The sequence below is a fragment of the Roseovarius sp. genome (genome assembly GCF_048262375.1).
GTDB lineage: Bacteria > Pseudomonadota > Alphaproteobacteria > Rhodobacterales > Rhodobacteraceae > Roseovarius.
This window is the reverse complement of record NZ_JBLXFE010000022.1, coordinates 1-15,790: the sequence shown is the minus strand read 5'-3', so window position 1 is coordinate 15,790 and position 15,790 is coordinate 1. Positions and strand designations below refer to the sequence as shown.

General features: G+C 59.4%; 12 protein-coding genes, 1 tRNA gene and 2 pseudogenes. 9 read left to right on the top strand and 6 right to left on the bottom strand.

The window, feature by feature from the left end; genetic code table 11:
• Nucleotides 1–45: 45 nt before the first annotated feature.
• On the bottom strand, nucleotides 46–1,308 hold the full coding sequence (locus ACN0SW_RS17160; RefSeq protein ID WP_417729151.1) for a SulP family inorganic anion transporter: 1,263 nt from the start codon (nucleotides 1,306–1,308) through the stop codon (nucleotides 46–48).
• A 247-nt stretch (nucleotides 1,309–1,555) separates the two neighbouring features.
• Here ACN0SW_RS17160 and ACN0SW_RS17155 point away from each other — a divergent pair, with 247 nt between their 5' ends.
• From ACN0SW_RS17155 to ACN0SW_RS17130, 6 genes are all read left to right on the top strand, one after another.
• On the top strand, nucleotides 1,556–2,641 hold the full coding sequence (locus tag ACN0SW_RS17155) for a TRAP transporter substrate-binding protein (protein ID WP_417729150.1): 1,086 nt from the start codon (nucleotides 1,556–1,558) through the stop codon (nucleotides 2,639–2,641).
• 100 nt (nucleotides 2,642–2,741) lie between these two features.
• The gene (locus ACN0SW_RS17150) at nucleotides 2,742–3,632 is read left to right on the top strand and encodes a TRAP transporter small permease subunit (protein ID WP_417729149.1); all 891 of its coding nucleotides are present in this window, start codon (nucleotides 2,742–2,744) and stop codon (nucleotides 3,630–3,632) included.
• Between the two features lie 14 nt (nucleotides 3,633–3,646).
• Nucleotides 3,647–6,004, top strand: a complete 2,358-nt coding sequence (locus tag ACN0SW_RS17145; RefSeq protein WP_417729148.1) for a TRAP transporter large permease — start codon at nucleotides 3,647–3,649, stop codon at nucleotides 6,002–6,004.
• Nucleotides 6,005–6,204: 200 nt separating this feature from the next.
• Nucleotides 6,205–6,294: transfer RNA gene (locus ACN0SW_RS17140), tRNA-Ser, on the top strand.
• Nucleotides 6,295–6,643: 349 nt separating this feature from the next.
• Nucleotides 6,644–7,480 (top strand): DUF3883 domain-containing protein, encoded by an 837-nt coding sequence (locus ACN0SW_RS17135; protein ID WP_417729147.1) that lies wholly within the window; start codon nucleotides 6,644–6,646, stop codon nucleotides 7,478–7,480.
• 222 nt (nucleotides 7,481–7,702) lie between these two features.
• Complete coding sequence (locus tag ACN0SW_RS17130; protein WP_417729146.1) at nucleotides 7,703–9,280, top strand: hypothetical protein; 1,578 nt, start codon at nucleotides 7,703–7,705, stop codon at nucleotides 9,278–9,280.
• Nucleotides 9,281–9,348: 68 nt separating this feature from the next.
• On the opposite strand, the gene ACN0SW_RS17125 is transcribed toward ACN0SW_RS17130, so the two are convergent.
• Together ACN0SW_RS17125 and ACN0SW_RS17120 are read right to left on the bottom strand one after the other, a co-directional pair.
• Nucleotides 9,349–10,104, bottom strand: a complete 756-nt coding sequence (locus ACN0SW_RS17125; protein ID WP_417729145.1) for a hypothetical protein — start codon at nucleotides 10,102–10,104, stop codon at nucleotides 9,349–9,351.
• A gap of 55 nt (nucleotides 10,105–10,159) precedes the next feature.
• A pseudogene (locus ACN0SW_RS17120) lies at nucleotides 10,160–10,411 on the bottom strand (transposase); the annotation flags it as partial.
• A 56-nt stretch (nucleotides 10,412–10,467) separates the two neighbouring features.
• Between ACN0SW_RS17120 and ACN0SW_RS17115 the strand changes: the two are divergent.
• The 3 genes and pseudogenes from ACN0SW_RS17115 (at nucleotide 10,468) to ACN0SW_RS17105 (ending at nucleotide 12,502) form a co-directional block, all read left to right on the top strand.
• Nucleotides 10,468–10,635: a transposase gene (locus tag ACN0SW_RS17115; RefSeq protein WP_417729144.1), complete on the top strand. Its 168-nt coding sequence runs from the start codon at nucleotides 10,468–10,470 to the stop codon at nucleotides 10,633–10,635.
• 76 nt (nucleotides 10,636–10,711) lie between these two features.
• Nucleotides 10,712–11,038 (top strand): annotated as a pseudogene (locus tag ACN0SW_RS17110) (IS3 family transposase); the annotation flags it as partial.
• A 99-nt stretch (nucleotides 11,039–11,137) separates the two neighbouring features.
• Nucleotides 11,138–12,502 (top strand): amidase, encoded by a 1,365-nt coding sequence (locus tag ACN0SW_RS17105; RefSeq protein WP_417729179.1) that lies wholly within the window; start codon nucleotides 11,138–11,140, stop codon nucleotides 12,500–12,502.
• 94 nt (nucleotides 12,503–12,596) lie between these two features.
• Here the strand turns inward: ACN0SW_RS17105 and ACN0SW_RS17100 are convergent, their stop codons facing one another.
• From ACN0SW_RS17100 to ACN0SW_RS17090, 3 genes are all read right to left on the bottom strand, one after another.
• A complete protein-coding gene (locus ACN0SW_RS17100) occupies nucleotides 12,597–13,988 on the bottom strand; it encodes a TRAP transporter large permease (RefSeq protein WP_417729143.1) in 1,392 nt (463 codons plus the stop codon).
• Nucleotides 13,981–14,478, bottom strand: a complete 498-nt coding sequence (locus ACN0SW_RS17095) for a TRAP transporter small permease (protein ID WP_417729142.1) — start codon at nucleotides 14,476–14,478, stop codon at nucleotides 13,981–13,983. Before ACN0SW_RS17095 ends, ACN0SW_RS17100 begins: the two co-directional genes overlap by 8 nt.
• A 63-nt stretch (nucleotides 14,479–14,541) precedes the next feature.
• Nucleotides 14,542–15,576, bottom strand: a complete 1,035-nt coding sequence (locus ACN0SW_RS17090) for a TRAP transporter substrate-binding protein (protein ID WP_417729141.1) — start codon at nucleotides 15,574–15,576, stop codon at nucleotides 14,542–14,544.
• Nucleotides 15,577–15,790: the final 214 nt, after the last annotated feature.

Below are 15,790 nucleotides of genomic sequence, written 5' to 3'. Positions count from 1 at the left end.
ATCAGCGATAGGGCCAAAAGCGCGCCATTTCCAGTCTTTCGCGCGTCAATGCTCGGGCGTGTGCCAGTCGGCGGGAGGGACATTGCGTCGCCGCAGACGCAGGGCGAGGCCCAAGGCCACCCCCACGCCGATGGCGATGGTCAGATCGGCCAGCACCGTCAGAACCAGCGTGAGCAAAAGCAGCAGCCGATCCGAGGGCCGGTCCGCCATGTAGCTGCGCCATTTGTGCGGCTCGGACATGTTCCACGCAATCAGCATCAAAAGACCGGCGAGCGCGGGCATTGCGAAATAGCCTGCAAGCGGGGCCGCAAGCAGCATGACCAATAGGATCACCAGCGCATGGATCATGCCGGCAACCGGTGTTTTCCCCCCGGCGCGGACATTGGTGGCGGTGCGGGCAATCGCGCCGGTGGCGGGCAGGCCGCCAAAGAGCGCGGAGCCGATATTGGCGACGCCATTGGCGATCACCTCGGCGTTGGGGCGTGACGCGCCACCGATCATCCGGTCGGCGACCGCCGCCGACAGAAGGGATTCCACCCCGGCGAGAAAGGCAATGATCAGCGCTGATGGCAGCAGGTCGATCATCCGCTCAAGGTTGAGCGCGGGCAGGGCGGGCAGGTTGGGTGTATTGGGCAGCGGGCCAAAGCGCGACAGCAGAGTGTCCACCTGCAGATGCCAGATGGCCACCGCAGCAGAGGTCAGCCCCACGGCCACGATCAGCCCCGGATAGCGCGGCGCGGCGCGACGCAGCCCCACGATCAGCATCATGGTCGCGAGCCCGATCAAGAGGGCCTGCGGATTGAAGGTGTCGCGGGCGTGCCAGAGCACCTCGATCTTTTCCAGAAATTCGGCGGGCAGGCTTTCGGTCGTCAGTCCGAGGAAATCCTTGATCTGGCTGGTGGCGATGATGATGGCGATGCCTATGGTAAAGCCGTTGATCACCGACTCGGGGATATGGCGCACGAGGCTGCCTGCGCGCAACCGGCCTGCGATAATGAGGATGACGCCCGCCATCAGCGTGGCGAGGATCAGCCCGTCCTGCCCGTGTTCGGCAATGACGCTATAAACCACAACGATGAAAGCGCCGGTCGGGCCGCCGATCTGCACCCGGCTACCCCCAAGGGCCGAGATCAGAAAGCCGCCGATGATGGCGGTGGTCAGCCCTGATGCGGGGTCCGCACCCGAAGCGATTGCAATGGCGATGCTGAGGGGCAAAGCAACCATCGCAACGCTGATCCCCGCAAAGAGGTCGGCGCGAAACAGGGCGTGGGTGTAGCCCGTGAGTGTGGTCAGGATCTTGGGTTTCATGCGCAAATCTCAACACCCGCGCCGACCCGGTTTCAAGCACAAAACGCGCGGCGCGTAGACAATTGCATGCAGCGGGCCCCTTGCCGCCGGGTCAGGGATTGCAAAAAGTTTCGGCCGGCCGTCTTTTCTACGCAGTAGTCGGTATTTTCAGATGCGAAAGCCGTCGCTAAGGTCTGGTCACTACACGTGATCCGCGGTGTCGTCAGAGAGGTGGCGGCACAGTCATAATAATGGGGAGGAAAACCATATGGATCGTCGCTCTTTTCTGAAGAATACCGCGTTGGGTGGCGGGGCTGCTGTTGCGGCCTCGACGCTGGCCGCACCGCTCTATGCGCAAGGCGTGCGCAATCTGACCATGGTCACCACATGGGGCCGGGGTCTGGCGGGGGTGTTTGACGCGGCTCAGCGCGCCGCCGACAATATCAACGGTATGGCCGATGGCAGCATTGTGATCGACGTCAAGGGTGCCGGTGAATTGGTGGGCGCGTTCGAAGTGTTCGACGCCGTGACCGCCGGTCAGGCCGACATGTATCACGGGGCCGACTATTACTTTGTCGGTCAGCATCCGGCCTATGCGTTCTTTACCTCGGTGCCGTTCGGTATGACTGCGCAGGAGTTGGTGAATTGGTATTATCACGGCGATGGTGCCGGATTCCATGACGAACTTGGCCAGATCTTTGGTCTGAAATCCTTCCTTGCGGGCAACACGGGTGCGCAGGCGGGTGGTTGGTTCTCGAAAGAAATCAACGGCCCCGAAGATTTCAACGGTCTCAAGTTCCGCATGCCCGGTCTGGGTGGCAAGGCGCTGGGCAAGTTGGGCGCGTCGGTTCAGAACATTCCGGGTGCCGAAGTCTATCAGGCGCTGGCATCGGGTGCGATTGACGGCACCGAATGGATCGGCCCTTGGGCGGATGAAAAGGCCGGGTTCCAGGAGATCACCAAGTTCTACTACACCGCCGGTTTCCATGAGCCGGGTGCGGGTCTGTCGATCGGCATGAACCGCGAAGTGTTTGAGAGCCTGACACCGGCGCAGCAGAAGATGGTCGAGATTGGCTGTGCCGAGGCGCATCAGTGGAATCTGGCGCAGTTTCTGTCCAACAACTCGTCTGCGTTGCAGCGTTTGCAGTCGAATGGCGTCAAGACGCTCGAATTCCCCGACAGCGTCTGGGATGCCTTTGGTCAGGCCTCGGATGCCGTGCATCAGGAGAACATGGGCGACGAAATCTACAAGCGCGTCTATGACAGCTACATGGCGTCGATGCGGTCGTCTTCGGCCTGGATCAACAAGTCGGATGGCGCCTATACCGCGCAGCGCGACCGCGTTCTGGGCTGATCCCCGAAACATGGACAGCGACAGGCCCCGGTCCACGGGGCCTGTCCGCATCGCATGACGGGCCGCGCGGACCCGATTATCCGCGCGTGAGGGGGACAAGATGCTGGACGCAGTTCTCTGGATTTTCCAGAATATCGGCATGGCTTTTTACAATCTGGCCTATGCTATCAGCCATCCTGCAAGCTGGCTGGATTGGTCCAACAAGGAAGCAATCATGCGGGTCGTCTATTATGGCGGCTCGATAGAGTTCTTCTTTGTTGTGTTCGTGACCTTTCTGGTGCTCACGGCGATTGGCGTGTGGAAAAACGGCTTTATGTGGGGGTGTGTGCGCGGGCTAGAGGGGCTGGCCAATACGGTTGGCCGGTTCGCGGCTTGGGCGGGGCTAATCATGGTGATCCAGCAGGTCATCATCGTGTTCATCCAGCGCATCTTTGCCCGTCCCGATCTGGTGATTGGCTTCGGTATTCCGCTGCAATTCGACATCAGTTGGTATTCCGAAGAACTCAAGCTCTATAACGCGCTCATTGTTACGCTCTGTGCCACATATACCTTTGTCCAGGGTGGGCATGTGCGCGTGGATCTGATTTATGCGCCCGTCAGCCATTCCGCCAAGAAGGTGATCGACATGGCGGGCAGCCTGATTTTCATGATGCCGATGGCGGTGCTGACGTGGATGTATGGCTGGTTCTTCATGTGGCGGCACCTGATCGTGCCGAACCCGTCGGCCAGCGAGACGCTGGAGCGGCTGTTGATGAAATCGCGCGCCTTGCGCTGGAACGTTGAGACCATCGGTTTCAGTCCCAACGGGTTCAACGGCTATTTCCTGTTCAAGGTATTGCTGGTGTTGTTTGCTGGCATGGTTTTCCTGCATGCGATGGCGTTTTTCTGGCGCTCGTATCTGGAATTCAAGGAAGGCCCCGACAGTCTGGGCAAATACCTCGACCGCGACACGCTGGGCGAGGGCGAAGAAGCCTATGAAGGCACACATTAAAGGGGCAGGGACCAATGCTATTCGGACTTGACGGAGTCGAGATCGGGCTGATCATCGTATTTCTATGCCTCTTTGGGGGTATTCTCTCGGGCTTTCCGGTGGCCTTTGCAATTGGCGGCGCGGGGGTGGTGTCCTTTGGCATCATCGCCGGTTTGGACAGTGCGGGGCTGCTTATCCATCAGGCTATCGACACCTCGAGCGAGGCGTATAATTCCATCGTGGCCAGCGGTGTGCGGCCCGATGCGGTCTCGATTTTCCGATATCCGGATTTGCCGCGCGCAGGGCAGCCGGTGTTTCCGCTGGGCTGGGATGTGGCGCTGGATCGCAACGTGTCCTTCCTTGTGAACCGGATCAACGAGCGGGTGCTGGCGGGGGCGTCGATCGAGACACTGCTGGCGGTTCTGATGTTCGTGATGATGGGAATCACGCTGGAGCGTTCCAAGATCGCCAATGACCTGTTGACCACGATGGCGCGGGTGTTTGGGCCGTTGCCGGGTGGTCTGGCGGTGTCGGTTGTGGTGGTGGGGACGTTCCTTGCCGCCTCGACCGGGATTGTGGGCGCAACGGTGGTGACGATGGGCCTGTTGAGCCTGCCCACGATGTTGCGCGCAGGCTATAGCCCGCAACTGGCCACCGGGGTCATTGCGGCCTCTGGGACATTGGGGCAGATCATTCCGCCCTCGATCGTGATCGTTCTCTTGGGTACGCTGGCGGGGGATCTCTATTCCGTGGCGCAGGAGAACCGGGCGCTGGACGTTGGGTGCTCGGATGCGCTGACCTATCTGGGGGAACCTGCGGTGGTCTCTGTGGGCACGCTCTTTCAGGCGGCGCTCTTGCCGGGGGTAATGCTGGCGCTGCTCTATGGGCTCTATGCGTTTGGCTATGCGTTGGTGAATCCGTCCAAGGCCCCGGCTGTGCAGATCTCAGGGGGCGCACGGGGTGAGGTGATCACGCGCGCTGAGGGTTTCACATGGTTCCTCGGGGTGCCTGTGGCGCTGATTGCGGGGGTGATGCTGCTTTCGACGCTGGGCATGGTCGGCAGCCAAAGTCTGATCGTGGACAGTTTCAGCGATCAGGGTCAATCAGCCTCGTTGCGGACCAATGTCAGCCCCGAGTGCAAGGCGGCGATGATCGAGCTGCACGGGCAGTCGAAATGGGATGCCGCCGTGGCGGAACAACAGACGATTGACGCCGCAGGCGGCGTTGCCGAGAGCGTGCGGCTGTCACCCGAAGAGATCGACGCATTGCGCCTGCAAAAAGAGGCGGATGCCGCCCCAATCGGTACAGGTGTGGCCACGTTGATGGTGATGCTAGGCCTGACGCTGGCGGCGGCGCGGGGCGTGGCGCCTTCGGCCAATCCGGCGCCGCTCCTGATCGGGGCGCTTGGGATCATTCTGGCGCTATTGGTTGATATTACGCTGATCCGCCCCTCGACCTCGTCCGGGGTGACGGTGCTGCTCTTGGCGCTGCCGCTGGCTCTGGCCTGCTATGGGTGCGGCCATGGTGCGATGCGGATGGCCAAGAACGAGCTCATTCGCGTCGTCTTTCCACCGCTGGTGTTGATTGTCGCAGTTTTGGGGTCGATCCTTGGTGGAATCACCAACCCGACGCCGGCTGCGGCGCTGGGGGCAGGCGGGGCGATCATGTTGGCGGCCTATCGCAAGCTGCGCGATCAAGATCGTTCGCCCAAGATCATCATCCTCGCCACTCTGGCCGTGGTGCTGTCGATTCTGATCGGCATCAACTTTGACCTGCGGATCAATCAGGGCGGAGTGAGTTTTGAATCCTGGGTTGCGTTCTTCTTTGCCTATGCCGCCTATCTCTATGCGGTCTTCGGTCTCTTGTTCGCGTGTTGGGTGCTCTATACCGGCGGGGTATTGTCGCCGGTGGTGCGAGAGACGGCCAAGGTCACGAGCATGGTATTTACCATTCTCATCGGCTCGCAGCTTCTGAACCTCGTGGTGATATCATTTGGCGGCGAGCATTACATTCAGGAATTTCTGAAGAGCTTTGACAATGAGCTCAAGGTCTTTCTGATCGTGATGCTGGTGCTTTTCATCCTCGGCTTTGTGCTCGATTTCCTTGAGATCATATATATCGTGATCCCGATCGTGGGGCCGGTGATCTATGGCGGGACGTTTGATCCCAAATGGGTGACGATCATGATTGCGGTCAATTTGCAGACATCATTCCTCACGCCGCCCTTTGGATTTGCCCTGTTTTACCTGCGTGGGGTAGCCCCCAAGGAAGTGACCACCGGGCATATCTACCGCGGGGTGGTTCCGTTTGTGTTGATCCAGGTTGGGGCGCTTGGGCTCTTATGGTTCTTCCCGTCGATCGTAACGATTGTGCCGGCGTTGATGTCAAACTGACAGGCTGAATGTGTCGGGACCGGCGCGGGCAGGGTCCGCGCCGGAGCCGTGTCGAACGGATTGCCAAGGATGGGCGCGCCGCCGCCCAACCGCTTGTGTGGGCCATGATTTCCGGGTTTTTTCGCGGGAAGGAGATCATCCGCCAAATGGTCGAAATTGGGTCTTGTATCTCTACCACATGGGCGGCTATACGCATCGGCGGAGCTGTGGCCGAGTGGTCGAAGGCGCTCCCCTGCTAAGGGAGTAGGCCCGGAAGGGTCTCGTGGGTTCGAATCCCATCGGCTCCGCCACTTGCACATTGCAAACCCGAAAACAGGTCCCTCGCGGGGCCTTTTTCTTTATGTGCCAAAGGGGTTTGCAGTGACCATCCGCCCTTCGGAGACTGGCCAACCGCGCGAGATCGGTCTCCGAACGCCCACCGTCTCTTTCCACCCGCCCTGCGCTTTCGGCGAGACGGATTCAAAACCTCCATGCATTTCAAGGAACTGACGGGATCGCGTTGCGCCCATGTTTCGCTGGTTCCGGCTTGTCTCAGAGCAGATGGCGACGCGACACGGGCGGCGTGGTGGTTGGTATGTCTTGGGAGTCGTGCGCGAAGTCTCTGATGACAAACGCAGTTTCCGCCCCTAGCCTGGCGCAATGTCGAACGGGGCCTGGACAGATCAAGAGAACGACCTGATCGTCGCGGATTACTTCGCGATGCTGGCAGACGACGTCTCTGGTCGCTCCTACAACAAGGCCGAGCATCGGCGCGGGCTTCTGCCGCTGTTGAACGATCGCTCCGAGGGATCGGTCGAGTTCAAGCACCAGAACATCAGCGCCGTGCTGAAGGGGCTGGGCGAGGACTGGATCCCGGGCTACAAGCCCGCCTTCAATTTTCAAATGACACTGGTGGATGCCGTTGCGCGCTGGCTGGCGCTGAACCCGGCCTGGCTTCATCTCCATTCGGGCGCAGGAGCGCCGACTGGCCTGGAGGAGGCACGGCCGATCTGGATCGGGCCGCCGCCCACGTTGTCGAACCAGCCGCCTCCGCAGGAGCTGGCGCAGATGCTGCACATCGCCCGCAAATTCGATGTTGCGGCGAGAGACGAGCGAAACCGCGCCCTAGGCCGTGCCGGTGAAGAGCGTGTCCTGGCGCATGAATGTGCAGCCCTCAAATCAGCGGGCCGCGACGATCTTGCGCGCAAGGTCCGATGGGTTTCGGAGGAGGATGGCGATGGTGCCGGCTACGATATTGCGAGCTTCGCACCGGACGGTCGTCCGCGCCTGATCGAGGTGAAGACGACGAACGGCTGGGAGCGCACGCCCTTCCACATCAGCCGCAACGAGCTGGCGGTAGCCGAGGAGCGGCGTTCGGAATGGTCCCTGTTCCGCCTATGGAACTTTGCGCGCGAGCCGAAGGCGTTCGAGCTGCACCCGCCGCTGGACGCGCATGTCTCGCTGACCGCGACGTCCTTTCAGGCGAGTTTTCACTAAAACAAGCTACACCCGAACCCATTGGAAACGTCCCGCCAGCAGAGGCCGAAGCAAATTACCAAGCGCTAGGGAAGCTCAGACCATGGCCGCGTAATTTAAACCAAACAGCCTCTGCGAAAGTCGAGGCGGCTCACGCCGTCAAAACAGCTTGATCCGCTCCAGCCAGGCATTAAAAATCCCGATCAGACCGTCGATTGCCGAAAGTACAAGGAGCTGCACATTTTGGAAGCATTACGCCGCTGCGATGGAGACAGCGAAAAGTTCAGCGAGCTCTTCCGCTATCAGTATGTGCTGGCCCCAAAAAAACTGAATCTGCCTGGAATGGCATCGCGAAAAATCGGGAAGTACTGGCTCCATACAGGAAAACTTGCGCGGGTAACTGCGCTTGAGGACAAGAACGGGATTTTCATTGGTTATGTCGTCGGCATTGCGGTGGATGATGGCGGCATGCTTGTCGAAAGGTGGCGCCTCCGAGGGGTAGACTCAAAGGGGAAAGACGATCCCTTCACGGAGGTAGAGGCTTGGATCGAAGATGTGGCAGGCCGTTATACCGCCATATTTGACATTAATGGCAAATCACGGGTCTACTGCGATCCCGTTGGTATGAATGGCCAGTGCTTCAATTCGAAAAGCCGATATGTCGGGTCGTCGCCGTTCCTGTGCATCGACCGTCCGCTGAAGCCAAACCCGCTCTATGATCTGGAAATGGTCACTTCGGGAAAGGGACGGATTTCGATTTTCCATACAGCGGACGAAGATGTTCGGCGACAGAATCCAAGTTGCTTCCTGGACTTGACAACATTCGAACAAACTCGCTTTTGGCCTCGAGAGCATCGCTTTGATACGCCTGAAAGCGATTACCTCACAAGCTATGCGGAGATCGCTCGAACCGTTCGGCACAACGTCGTCTCCATTTCAAGGCACGAGGAAACTGCGCTGCCTGTATCCGGAGGGAGGGATTCCCGGCTTCTGCTCGGGCTCATCGGCAAGGAAGGCCGTGATGCGATCTCGATGTTATATTCCTATTTTACAAACTATGCCACGCGCCGCGACACGGAAATCGCCAGAAGGCTGGCGGCGAAGGTCGGCAAACCGATCAACATTTTTTCCAGTCGGCAGTCGCGCCCCTTTGACCGGCGTGAAAAGAATATCAAGATTCGGCGAGAGAATTTCATGATTGCCTCGGGAATGAGCGGCAGCATTCGTGACCCTCATTTCAAGCTCGATCGTTTCGTGCCTAGCGGGATGGTCATTTTACGGGGTCATCAGACCGACCTGCTGCGCGCGGTCTTCCTGCCTTATGCAGATCGAACCAGATGGGAGAACTTGCCAGTCCAGATCCGGAAACTGCTGATTGTTCCTGGGGCAGAGTTCGATCGCCGCGTTTTCAGGAAGTTCGAACCGGCGTACTCCGATTGGCTGAGCGGACTGCCGGTGGCGGCGGTGCGAAAGCAGATGGACTTCATGTTCCTCGAAGTTTTTTCCAGCGCTTCGCTCGGCATGATGTTCCCAGCTTTCCATGAACATTTTTTCATGTCACCGTTCAACAGCAGGCGACTGATTGCCCTCTCTTTAGGATTTGATGACGCCTATAGGATTGGTGTGAAGCCGGTTTTCGATCTTTTACATGCGACCTGCCCAGAGCTCGAGAACGTGCCGTTTGATGATGAGGTTGGCCCGGACCTCTGCGAAATCATCGATGAGCATTACGTAAGCGAAGCGGTCCGAAATCGTGTCGATGACACGCAACGCCGCTATGATGCGCTTGAGAAAGCATCCCGCGCTGCAGGACTTTCCTGAAAGCCGGAAAGCCCGCTAGGACGAGCCTGCTATGGCATTGGCGGTGAAATATCGGCGTTGCCAGCGTATCAACGATCCTTGAGATCGGCGGGCAGATCTTCGAGCAGTTTGGCGCGCCACATGCCGCCGACCTTCTTGATAAGACGCGCGACTTTTGCACGGTCGTGCATGCTTGCATGTAAGACCAACTCCTGAAGGATGCCGGCCTTCTTGAAGATCATGCCGAGCTCTGAATGGCTTGCTGCGGGAAAAACAAAGTGGTCAACGTTCGGGCGCGCGCCAAATGCTCTTATGTGGTCGGCATCATCCACCAGGCCGTGGAAAATGAATGCGCGCGCGGGAGAGTTTCCGGCAACCGCTGTTTCATACTGAAACGTCCGAATCCGTCGGCTCCAAAAGCGCCAGCGGGTTTCAGAAGGCATGACTCTGTCTGAAACGGAAAATTGCGGCGAAATCGCTATTGCCGTTGTGACCGGGAAAAGGTTCGCGCTGACGAGCGCTGAAAAGGCGCCCATGCTGAGACCCAATGTCGTCACGCGTGTAACCGCGTTCCTGTCAATGAGCCCAAGGACAACTCTCTGGATCGTTTTGGTCAGGGCCGGATCATTCATCCAAGAGCGGCCGATGTCGCTGACAAACATGCAGTGCTGGTCTGGATCACGCAGAAGGGTGCCCGTGAATTCGTCGGCTGGCATCATGTTTCGGCGCTGACCAATGCTCGAAAAGGAAATGATCAGGTGATCGGACCGGACAAGACTGCCCGCATACCGAATGCGTGTCTGACCGTCGTCATGGATTGTTTCGGGTACGCGACGATGAGCCATGGCGGAAGTGTCCTGAACTTTGTGTATCTGGCCTGGTCCATGCGGCTTCGGACACTCAAACGTCGAAACGCTCGTCAAACACTATGGCGAACTGGTTGCGGGCTGCAAACCATTCCCTGACATTTCTTCCGTCTTCTTCGAAGTTCCGGATTGCGAGGTAGATCAGCTTGGTGGCGACTTCGTCAGTCGGGAAAGACCCGCCTGTCTTTACGGGCTTCCGGATCACGTGGTTCAGGCTCTCAATGGCATTGGTCGTATAGATGATCTTTCGGATCGCCGGATCGACGGCAAAAAATGGGACCACCTCGTGTCGCAGCCCCCAAAAACGGTCCCATTCTTTGACTGGCATAGGAGGCTTGAAGGATGGCTCGGAAACGGTATTCGGATGAAGACGCTTTGAAGATATTGCGCGAAAACGACGTGCATTCGCTTGATGGGCTGGATGGTGCGGGTGCGTGTCGCAGGGCAGGGATTTCGGACAAGACGTATTACGACTGGCGCAAGAAGTTTGGAGGGATGGCACTGGAGTAGCCCCCTGAAAGTGGTTCACCAACTGGAATAGATTTTGTCCCACATCTTGTCTGCCAGCTCCGGGAGGGCTGTATGCGCGCGCTGCACCGCGGAGCGTTTGATGAAACAAATCGGAACATGGGGTGCCGTACGCGGAAAGGTGGTCAAGACAACGTTCCCTGATACGTCAGCGTTCTGTCTGCGCGACTAGGTGAACTGCGTGTTCCGAGTACCTGCATTCACCCTTTTATGGGTCAGCGATTGTATCTATGTAGCCTACGTCATCGACACCTTCGTTGATCGCATCATGGGATGGTAGGTTTCATGGTCTGCCAAGACGGACTTTGTGCTCGATGCCTTGGAACAGCCCTTGCATGATCGACGGCCTGTTCAGAAAGGCGGATTGATCCACCACTCGGACAAGCAAAGGCCCAAGGCGGACTGGTCGGACCGTGCGAGATCACCCGTGCCGCTTTTGAAAAGTATCTTGACCCTGATCGTGCAGACGGACATCAACTTGCCCATGATAAATCATGACGCGACTCACCAGTTGGCCGCCCTGCGTGCGGGAACAATCACGGCCCGAGAATTGATGGCGGAAACGCTGGATCGGGTCCAAGACGTAAACCCAGAGATCAATGCAATCGTGGCGTTGCGGGACCGTGACACCCTTCTGGATGAGGCCGAGCGCGCCGCTGCCGGGCCGTTGCAGGGTCTGCCAATGGCGATCAAGGATCTTTCCGAGACAGCCGGGACCGTGACCAGCTATGGCTCGCCCGCCTTTCGGGATCATGTGCCTGTTGCCGATTGTCCCATGGTTGCACGTCTGCGCAAGGCCGGTGCCGTGATCATCGGCAAGACAAATACGCCAGAATTCGGCTTGGGCTCGCACAGCTACAACCCAGTCTATGGCGTCACGCGCAACCCCTATGACCGCACGCGATCGGCCGGGGGCTCAAGTGGTGGCGCGGGCGCGGCAGTCGCCGCCCGGATGGTGGCCTTGGCCGACGGGTCGGACATGATGGGCTCGTTGCGCAATCCGGCGGGATGGAACAACGTCTTCGGGTTCCGCCCCAGCTATGGCCTTGTGGCAGGCGGGGGCAAGGGCGATCTCTTCTTGTCGCAACTCTCGACCGAAGGCCCAATGGCCCGCTCCATTTGCGATCTAGAATTGTTGCTGTCCGTCCTGTCCGAACACGACCCAAGGCACCCGCATTCGAGCGGCCCCTATCGGCCCAAGGCCCAAGGCCGCAAGCTGAGGATCGGCTGGCTTGCGAATTGGGGCGGTGCCTATGCAATGGAACCGGGCGTGCTGGATCTGTGTGAGTCTGCGGTCCGCGTCTTCGAGGACCTTGGCCACAGCGTCACGGCCCTGACCCCGCCCTTTTCGGCCGAGGCGCTGTGGAGCGCATGGATCACGCTGCGCAGTTGGACGATCGCGGGCAACCTCGGGGCGCTGCTGAGGCAATCGCCCGAGATGATCAAGCCAGAACTGCGATGGGAGATCGAGCAGGGCCTTGCCGCAACGGGTGCCGATATCCACCGAGCAAGCGTCATTCGTTCAGACTGGTTCCGCTGCACCGCCAACCTAGACGTGGATATCCTTGCCCTGCCATCGGCACAACTCTTTGCATTCGACGCCGACTGGGATTGGCCCAAAACGGTCGCAGGGACGACCATGGACACCTACCACCGCTGGATGGAGGTCGTTGTGCCGGCGTCCCTGACTGGCCTGCCGGCGCTTTGTGTTCCTGCGGGCTTTGGCGCGTCCGGCACCCCAATGGGGGTGCAGCTGATCGGCCATCGCGGTCAGGACGCCGCTGTCTTGAACCTCGGTCGAGAGTATGAAGCTGCCGTCAACTGGATATCACAAGCCCCTGCCTTCTGAGCCGCGCCGTCACTTGCTTAAGCATGTTCGGCGGCGTCGGATTTCAGAGTTGGCTGCTCGCAGGCCCAGGGCTGCATGAGCAAAGATGACGATTTCATCCGCCGATCAGACGTGGCACCAAAAGTGTGAGGGTCGGGATCATCAGGATCAGGGCCACGCGGATGATCTCGGCACCGAAAAAGGGCATCACACCGCGAAAGACGGTCGACATCGGTGTGTCCTTGGACAGCGACGAGATGATGAAAACGTTGAGGCCCACCGGCGGTGTGATCAGGCCAAGTTCGACCACAATGAGCGCGAGTATCCCGAACCAGATCCTGAGGCTGTCCGTATCAAGCCCGAAGGCCGATGTGTCCGCCGTGGCGAATTCCCCGCCATTGAGCGCGATCAGCGTTGGCCAGAAGAACGGCACCACGACTAGGATCATCGCAAGGCTTTCCATGAAACAGCCAAGCACGATCAGGATGACGAGCATGATGACCAGGATCATCATCGGCTCCATCCCGCTATTGGCGGCCCAGTCCGAGAGCGCCTGCGGCAGGTTGGTGCGCGTGAAAAAGCCCTTTAGAACCTCTGCACCAAAGAGGATCAGGTAGATCATCCCGCTGGTGCTGGCCGTGGCGCGGATGGCGCGCAAGAGGCCCGCCATGTTCAATCCCTCTCCGGTCAGCGCGCGCAGGCCAAAGCCGTAGACGATGACGACAAAGACACCGATGCTGGCGGCGGGCGTGGGCGTGAACAGGCCAAAGCCAAGTCCCAGGATGATCGCGCCGAAGATGATCAGGACCGGCAACAGACGGCCAATCGCGCGGCGGCGCAGGGCCGGGTCCATCGCGCCCGGTTCAGGGGCCAGGGACGGGTTGAACCGCACCTGAAGGGCGATGACGGCGATAAACCCCAACATCGCCAGCACTCCCGGAATGATTGCTGCCTGAAACATTTGCAGGATCGAGCCTTCGACGATGATCGCATAGATCACCAGCGCCACCGAGGGCGGGATCAGAATGCCCAGCGTGCCGCCCGCTGCCAGCGCGCCCGAGGCAAGGCGCGACGAATAGCCCTGGGCGCGCAGTTCGGGTAAAGCGACCTTGCCCATTGTGGCGGCTGTCGCCAGCGAAGAGCCGCACACCGCCCCGAACCCGCCACAGGCTGCCACGGCTGCCATGGCCACCCCGCCGCGCAGCCGCGACATCAGCGCTTCAAGCCCTTTGAACAGATCGCTCGACAGGCGGGCCTCGGCGGCGACATAGCCCATCAGCACAAAGAGCGGCACCACCGAAAGATCGTAATTGGCGACATTTTCCCAAAGCAGGCTTTTGAATTGCCTGAGATAGGGCACGAACCGAATGTAGCTGACGGTTTCGCTCAGCACCCAGGTGCCGCCAACGCCGACCGCAATCATGGCGATGCCCACCGGCATACGCAGGATCAACAGGGCAAAGAGGACAATCAGCCCGATGATGCCGATGGAGATGGGGTCAAGCATCCTGCGCACCACCCGTGATCTGCGTCGCGGCAACAAGCGCCCAGAGGATCATTGAGGCAATCCCAGGCAGGTAGAACGGCCAGATAGCCCAGCCCAGTACGCTTGTCACCGCCCCATCAGCCCGCGCCTCAAGCAAGCCGAACACCATCCAGTAGGCAAGAAAAAGCGCAACCGCCGCGGTGCAGGTCAGCCAAAGCTTGTCAAAGGCGCGTTGCAGGATCTGGGGCAGGCGGTCCATGAAAAGCTCGACCGCCACATGCCCGCGTTTCGCCTGGCAATAGGGAAAGACCATCAGGGCCGCCCCGCTTATGGCAAGCTGGACAAAATCCTCATAGCCGGGCAGACCCGACACATCGGTGCCGAAGAGACCCGCGATACGATCAAGAATGAACGCCGCCGTGTTGGTCGTGGTGACCGCGACGATGATCAACAAGATGACCCCGCCAAGCACGGCAAACCCATCTGTAAGACGTCTTATCATGGTGGTCATGGTGCCGGTTCCCCTTGGTTGTCCAGCGACAGGAGAGGCGCGATCACCACTCCTGTCGGCGTTTCAGCGGCTTGCTTTTGCCGCCGCGATGGCCGCGCGCGCCTGTGCCACAAGGCTGGCACCGTCGATACCCTTGGCACTCACCTCCTCAATCCAGCGCTGAACCACGGTTTCATTGGCGGCATTGAATTTGGCCGCCTCTTCCTCAGACAGAACAATGCGTTCAACATTCTTAGAGGCCAGCGCATCAGCGCCGCTTTGCTCGAACCCTTCCCACATCGCACCGATTTCAGCGGCGACATTGCTGCCTGAATTGGCGTCAAAGACCGATTTGAGGTCATCCGGCAACGCTTCATAGGCGTCCTTGTTCATCGCGACCATGAAGACGGAAGTGCCAAAGCGATCGCCGTTTGGCAATTCTGTCACGGATTTGTCCAACTCCTGCAACTTGAGCGGCGGAACGATTTCGAGCGGAGTGAGCGCGCCATCGACAACCCCCTTTGACATCGCTTCGGGCAGGGCCGGGACGGGAATGCCGACCGGTTCGGCCCCCGCGCCCTCGATGACCCATGCCCCGGTACGGCTTGGCGTGCGCAGCTTCATGCCGGCCGCATCCTCAAAGCTGCGCACGGGCCTGGTCGCGGAATGAATCACATTGCCGTCGTGGCTGTGCAGAAACAGAACGTGGACATCGCCGAAATCCTCGGCCAGCATGTCCATCGATGCGTTCAGTGCAATCGTCGTGTCGGTGGCCGATCCGGCATGCACCAGCGGTAGTTCGAACACTTCGCTGCGCGGAAAAACGCCCGGCGTATATCCAAGAAGCGTCCAGACGATATCAGCGGTGCCATCGCGCACCTGCCCATAAAGCTCGCCGGGCTTGCCGCCCATTGACATCGACGGGAAGATCTCGATCGCGATACGCCCGTTACTCTCGCTTTGGATCTTGTCAGCCCAAGGCTGCATCATGGTTTTATGAGCGCTGGCAACCGGTGGCAGGAAATGATGCACGGTCAGCGTGACCTCCTGCGCCATACCAAATCCGGTGCTTAGGGCCAGAGCAGCAATCGCACTGGTCAACGTGGTTTTGAAAGTCATCTGGGTCTCCTCCTTGGTGGAATATACGGCGTTTGGCCATAGTTTTATCGTCGGTACGCGGTCTTGCGGATGGTGTGTTGAAACAGAGTCATGATGTTTTCCCACCCATCGCCGTTACCGCGTTGCAAAGTTTCACTGCGGCGTTGAGGGCGCGTGCTGTTGTCTGGGCCATTTGCGGGAGGATCATCCATTCGAGGGCCCATGCGGTTCCGGA

What these genes read in the sequence shown, in the direction of transcription:
- ACN0SW_RS17155 (WP_417729150.1), top strand. Translation starts at nt 1,556, where the DNA reads ATGGATCGTCGCTCTTTTCTGAAGAATACCGCGTTGGGTGGCGGGGCT.
- ACN0SW_RS17100 (WP_417729143.1), bottom strand. Translation starts at nt 13,988, where the DNA reads ATGCTTGACCCCATCTCCATCGGCATCATCGGGCTGATTGTCCTCTTT.
- ACN0SW_RS17145 (WP_417729148.1), top strand. Translation starts at nt 3,647, where the DNA reads ATGCTATTCGGACTTGACGGAGTCGAGATCGGGCTGATCATCGTATTT.
- ACN0SW_RS17095 (WP_417729142.1), bottom strand. Translation starts at nt 14,478, where the DNA reads ATGACCACCATGATAAGACGTCTTACAGATGGGTTTGCCGTGCTTGGC.
- ACN0SW_RS17105 (WP_417729179.1), top strand. Translation starts at nt 11,138, where the DNA reads ATGATAAATCATGACGCGACTCACCAGTTGGCCGCCCTGCGTGCGGGA.
- ACN0SW_RS17150 (WP_417729149.1), top strand. Translation starts at nt 2,742, where the DNA reads ATGCTGGACGCAGTTCTCTGGATTTTCCAGAATATCGGCATGGCTTTT.
- ACN0SW_RS17160 (WP_417729151.1), bottom strand. Translation starts at nt 1,308, where the DNA reads ATGAAACCCAAGATCCTGACCACACTCACGGGCTACACCCACGCCCTG.
- ACN0SW_RS17125 (WP_417729145.1), bottom strand. Translation starts at nt 10,104, where the DNA reads ATGGCTCATCGTCGCGTACCCGAAACAATCCATGACGACGGTCAGACA.
- ACN0SW_RS17135 (WP_417729147.1), top strand. Translation starts at nt 6,644, where the DNA reads ATGTCGAACGGGGCCTGGACAGATCAAGAGAACGACCTGATCGTCGCG.
- ACN0SW_RS17115 (WP_417729144.1), top strand. Translation starts at nt 10,468, where the DNA reads ATGGCTCGGAAACGGTATTCGGATGAAGACGCTTTGAAGATATTGCGC.
- ACN0SW_RS17090 (WP_417729141.1), bottom strand. Translation starts at nt 15,576, where the DNA reads ATGACTTTCAAAACCACGTTGACCAGTGCGATTGCTGCTCTGGCCCTA.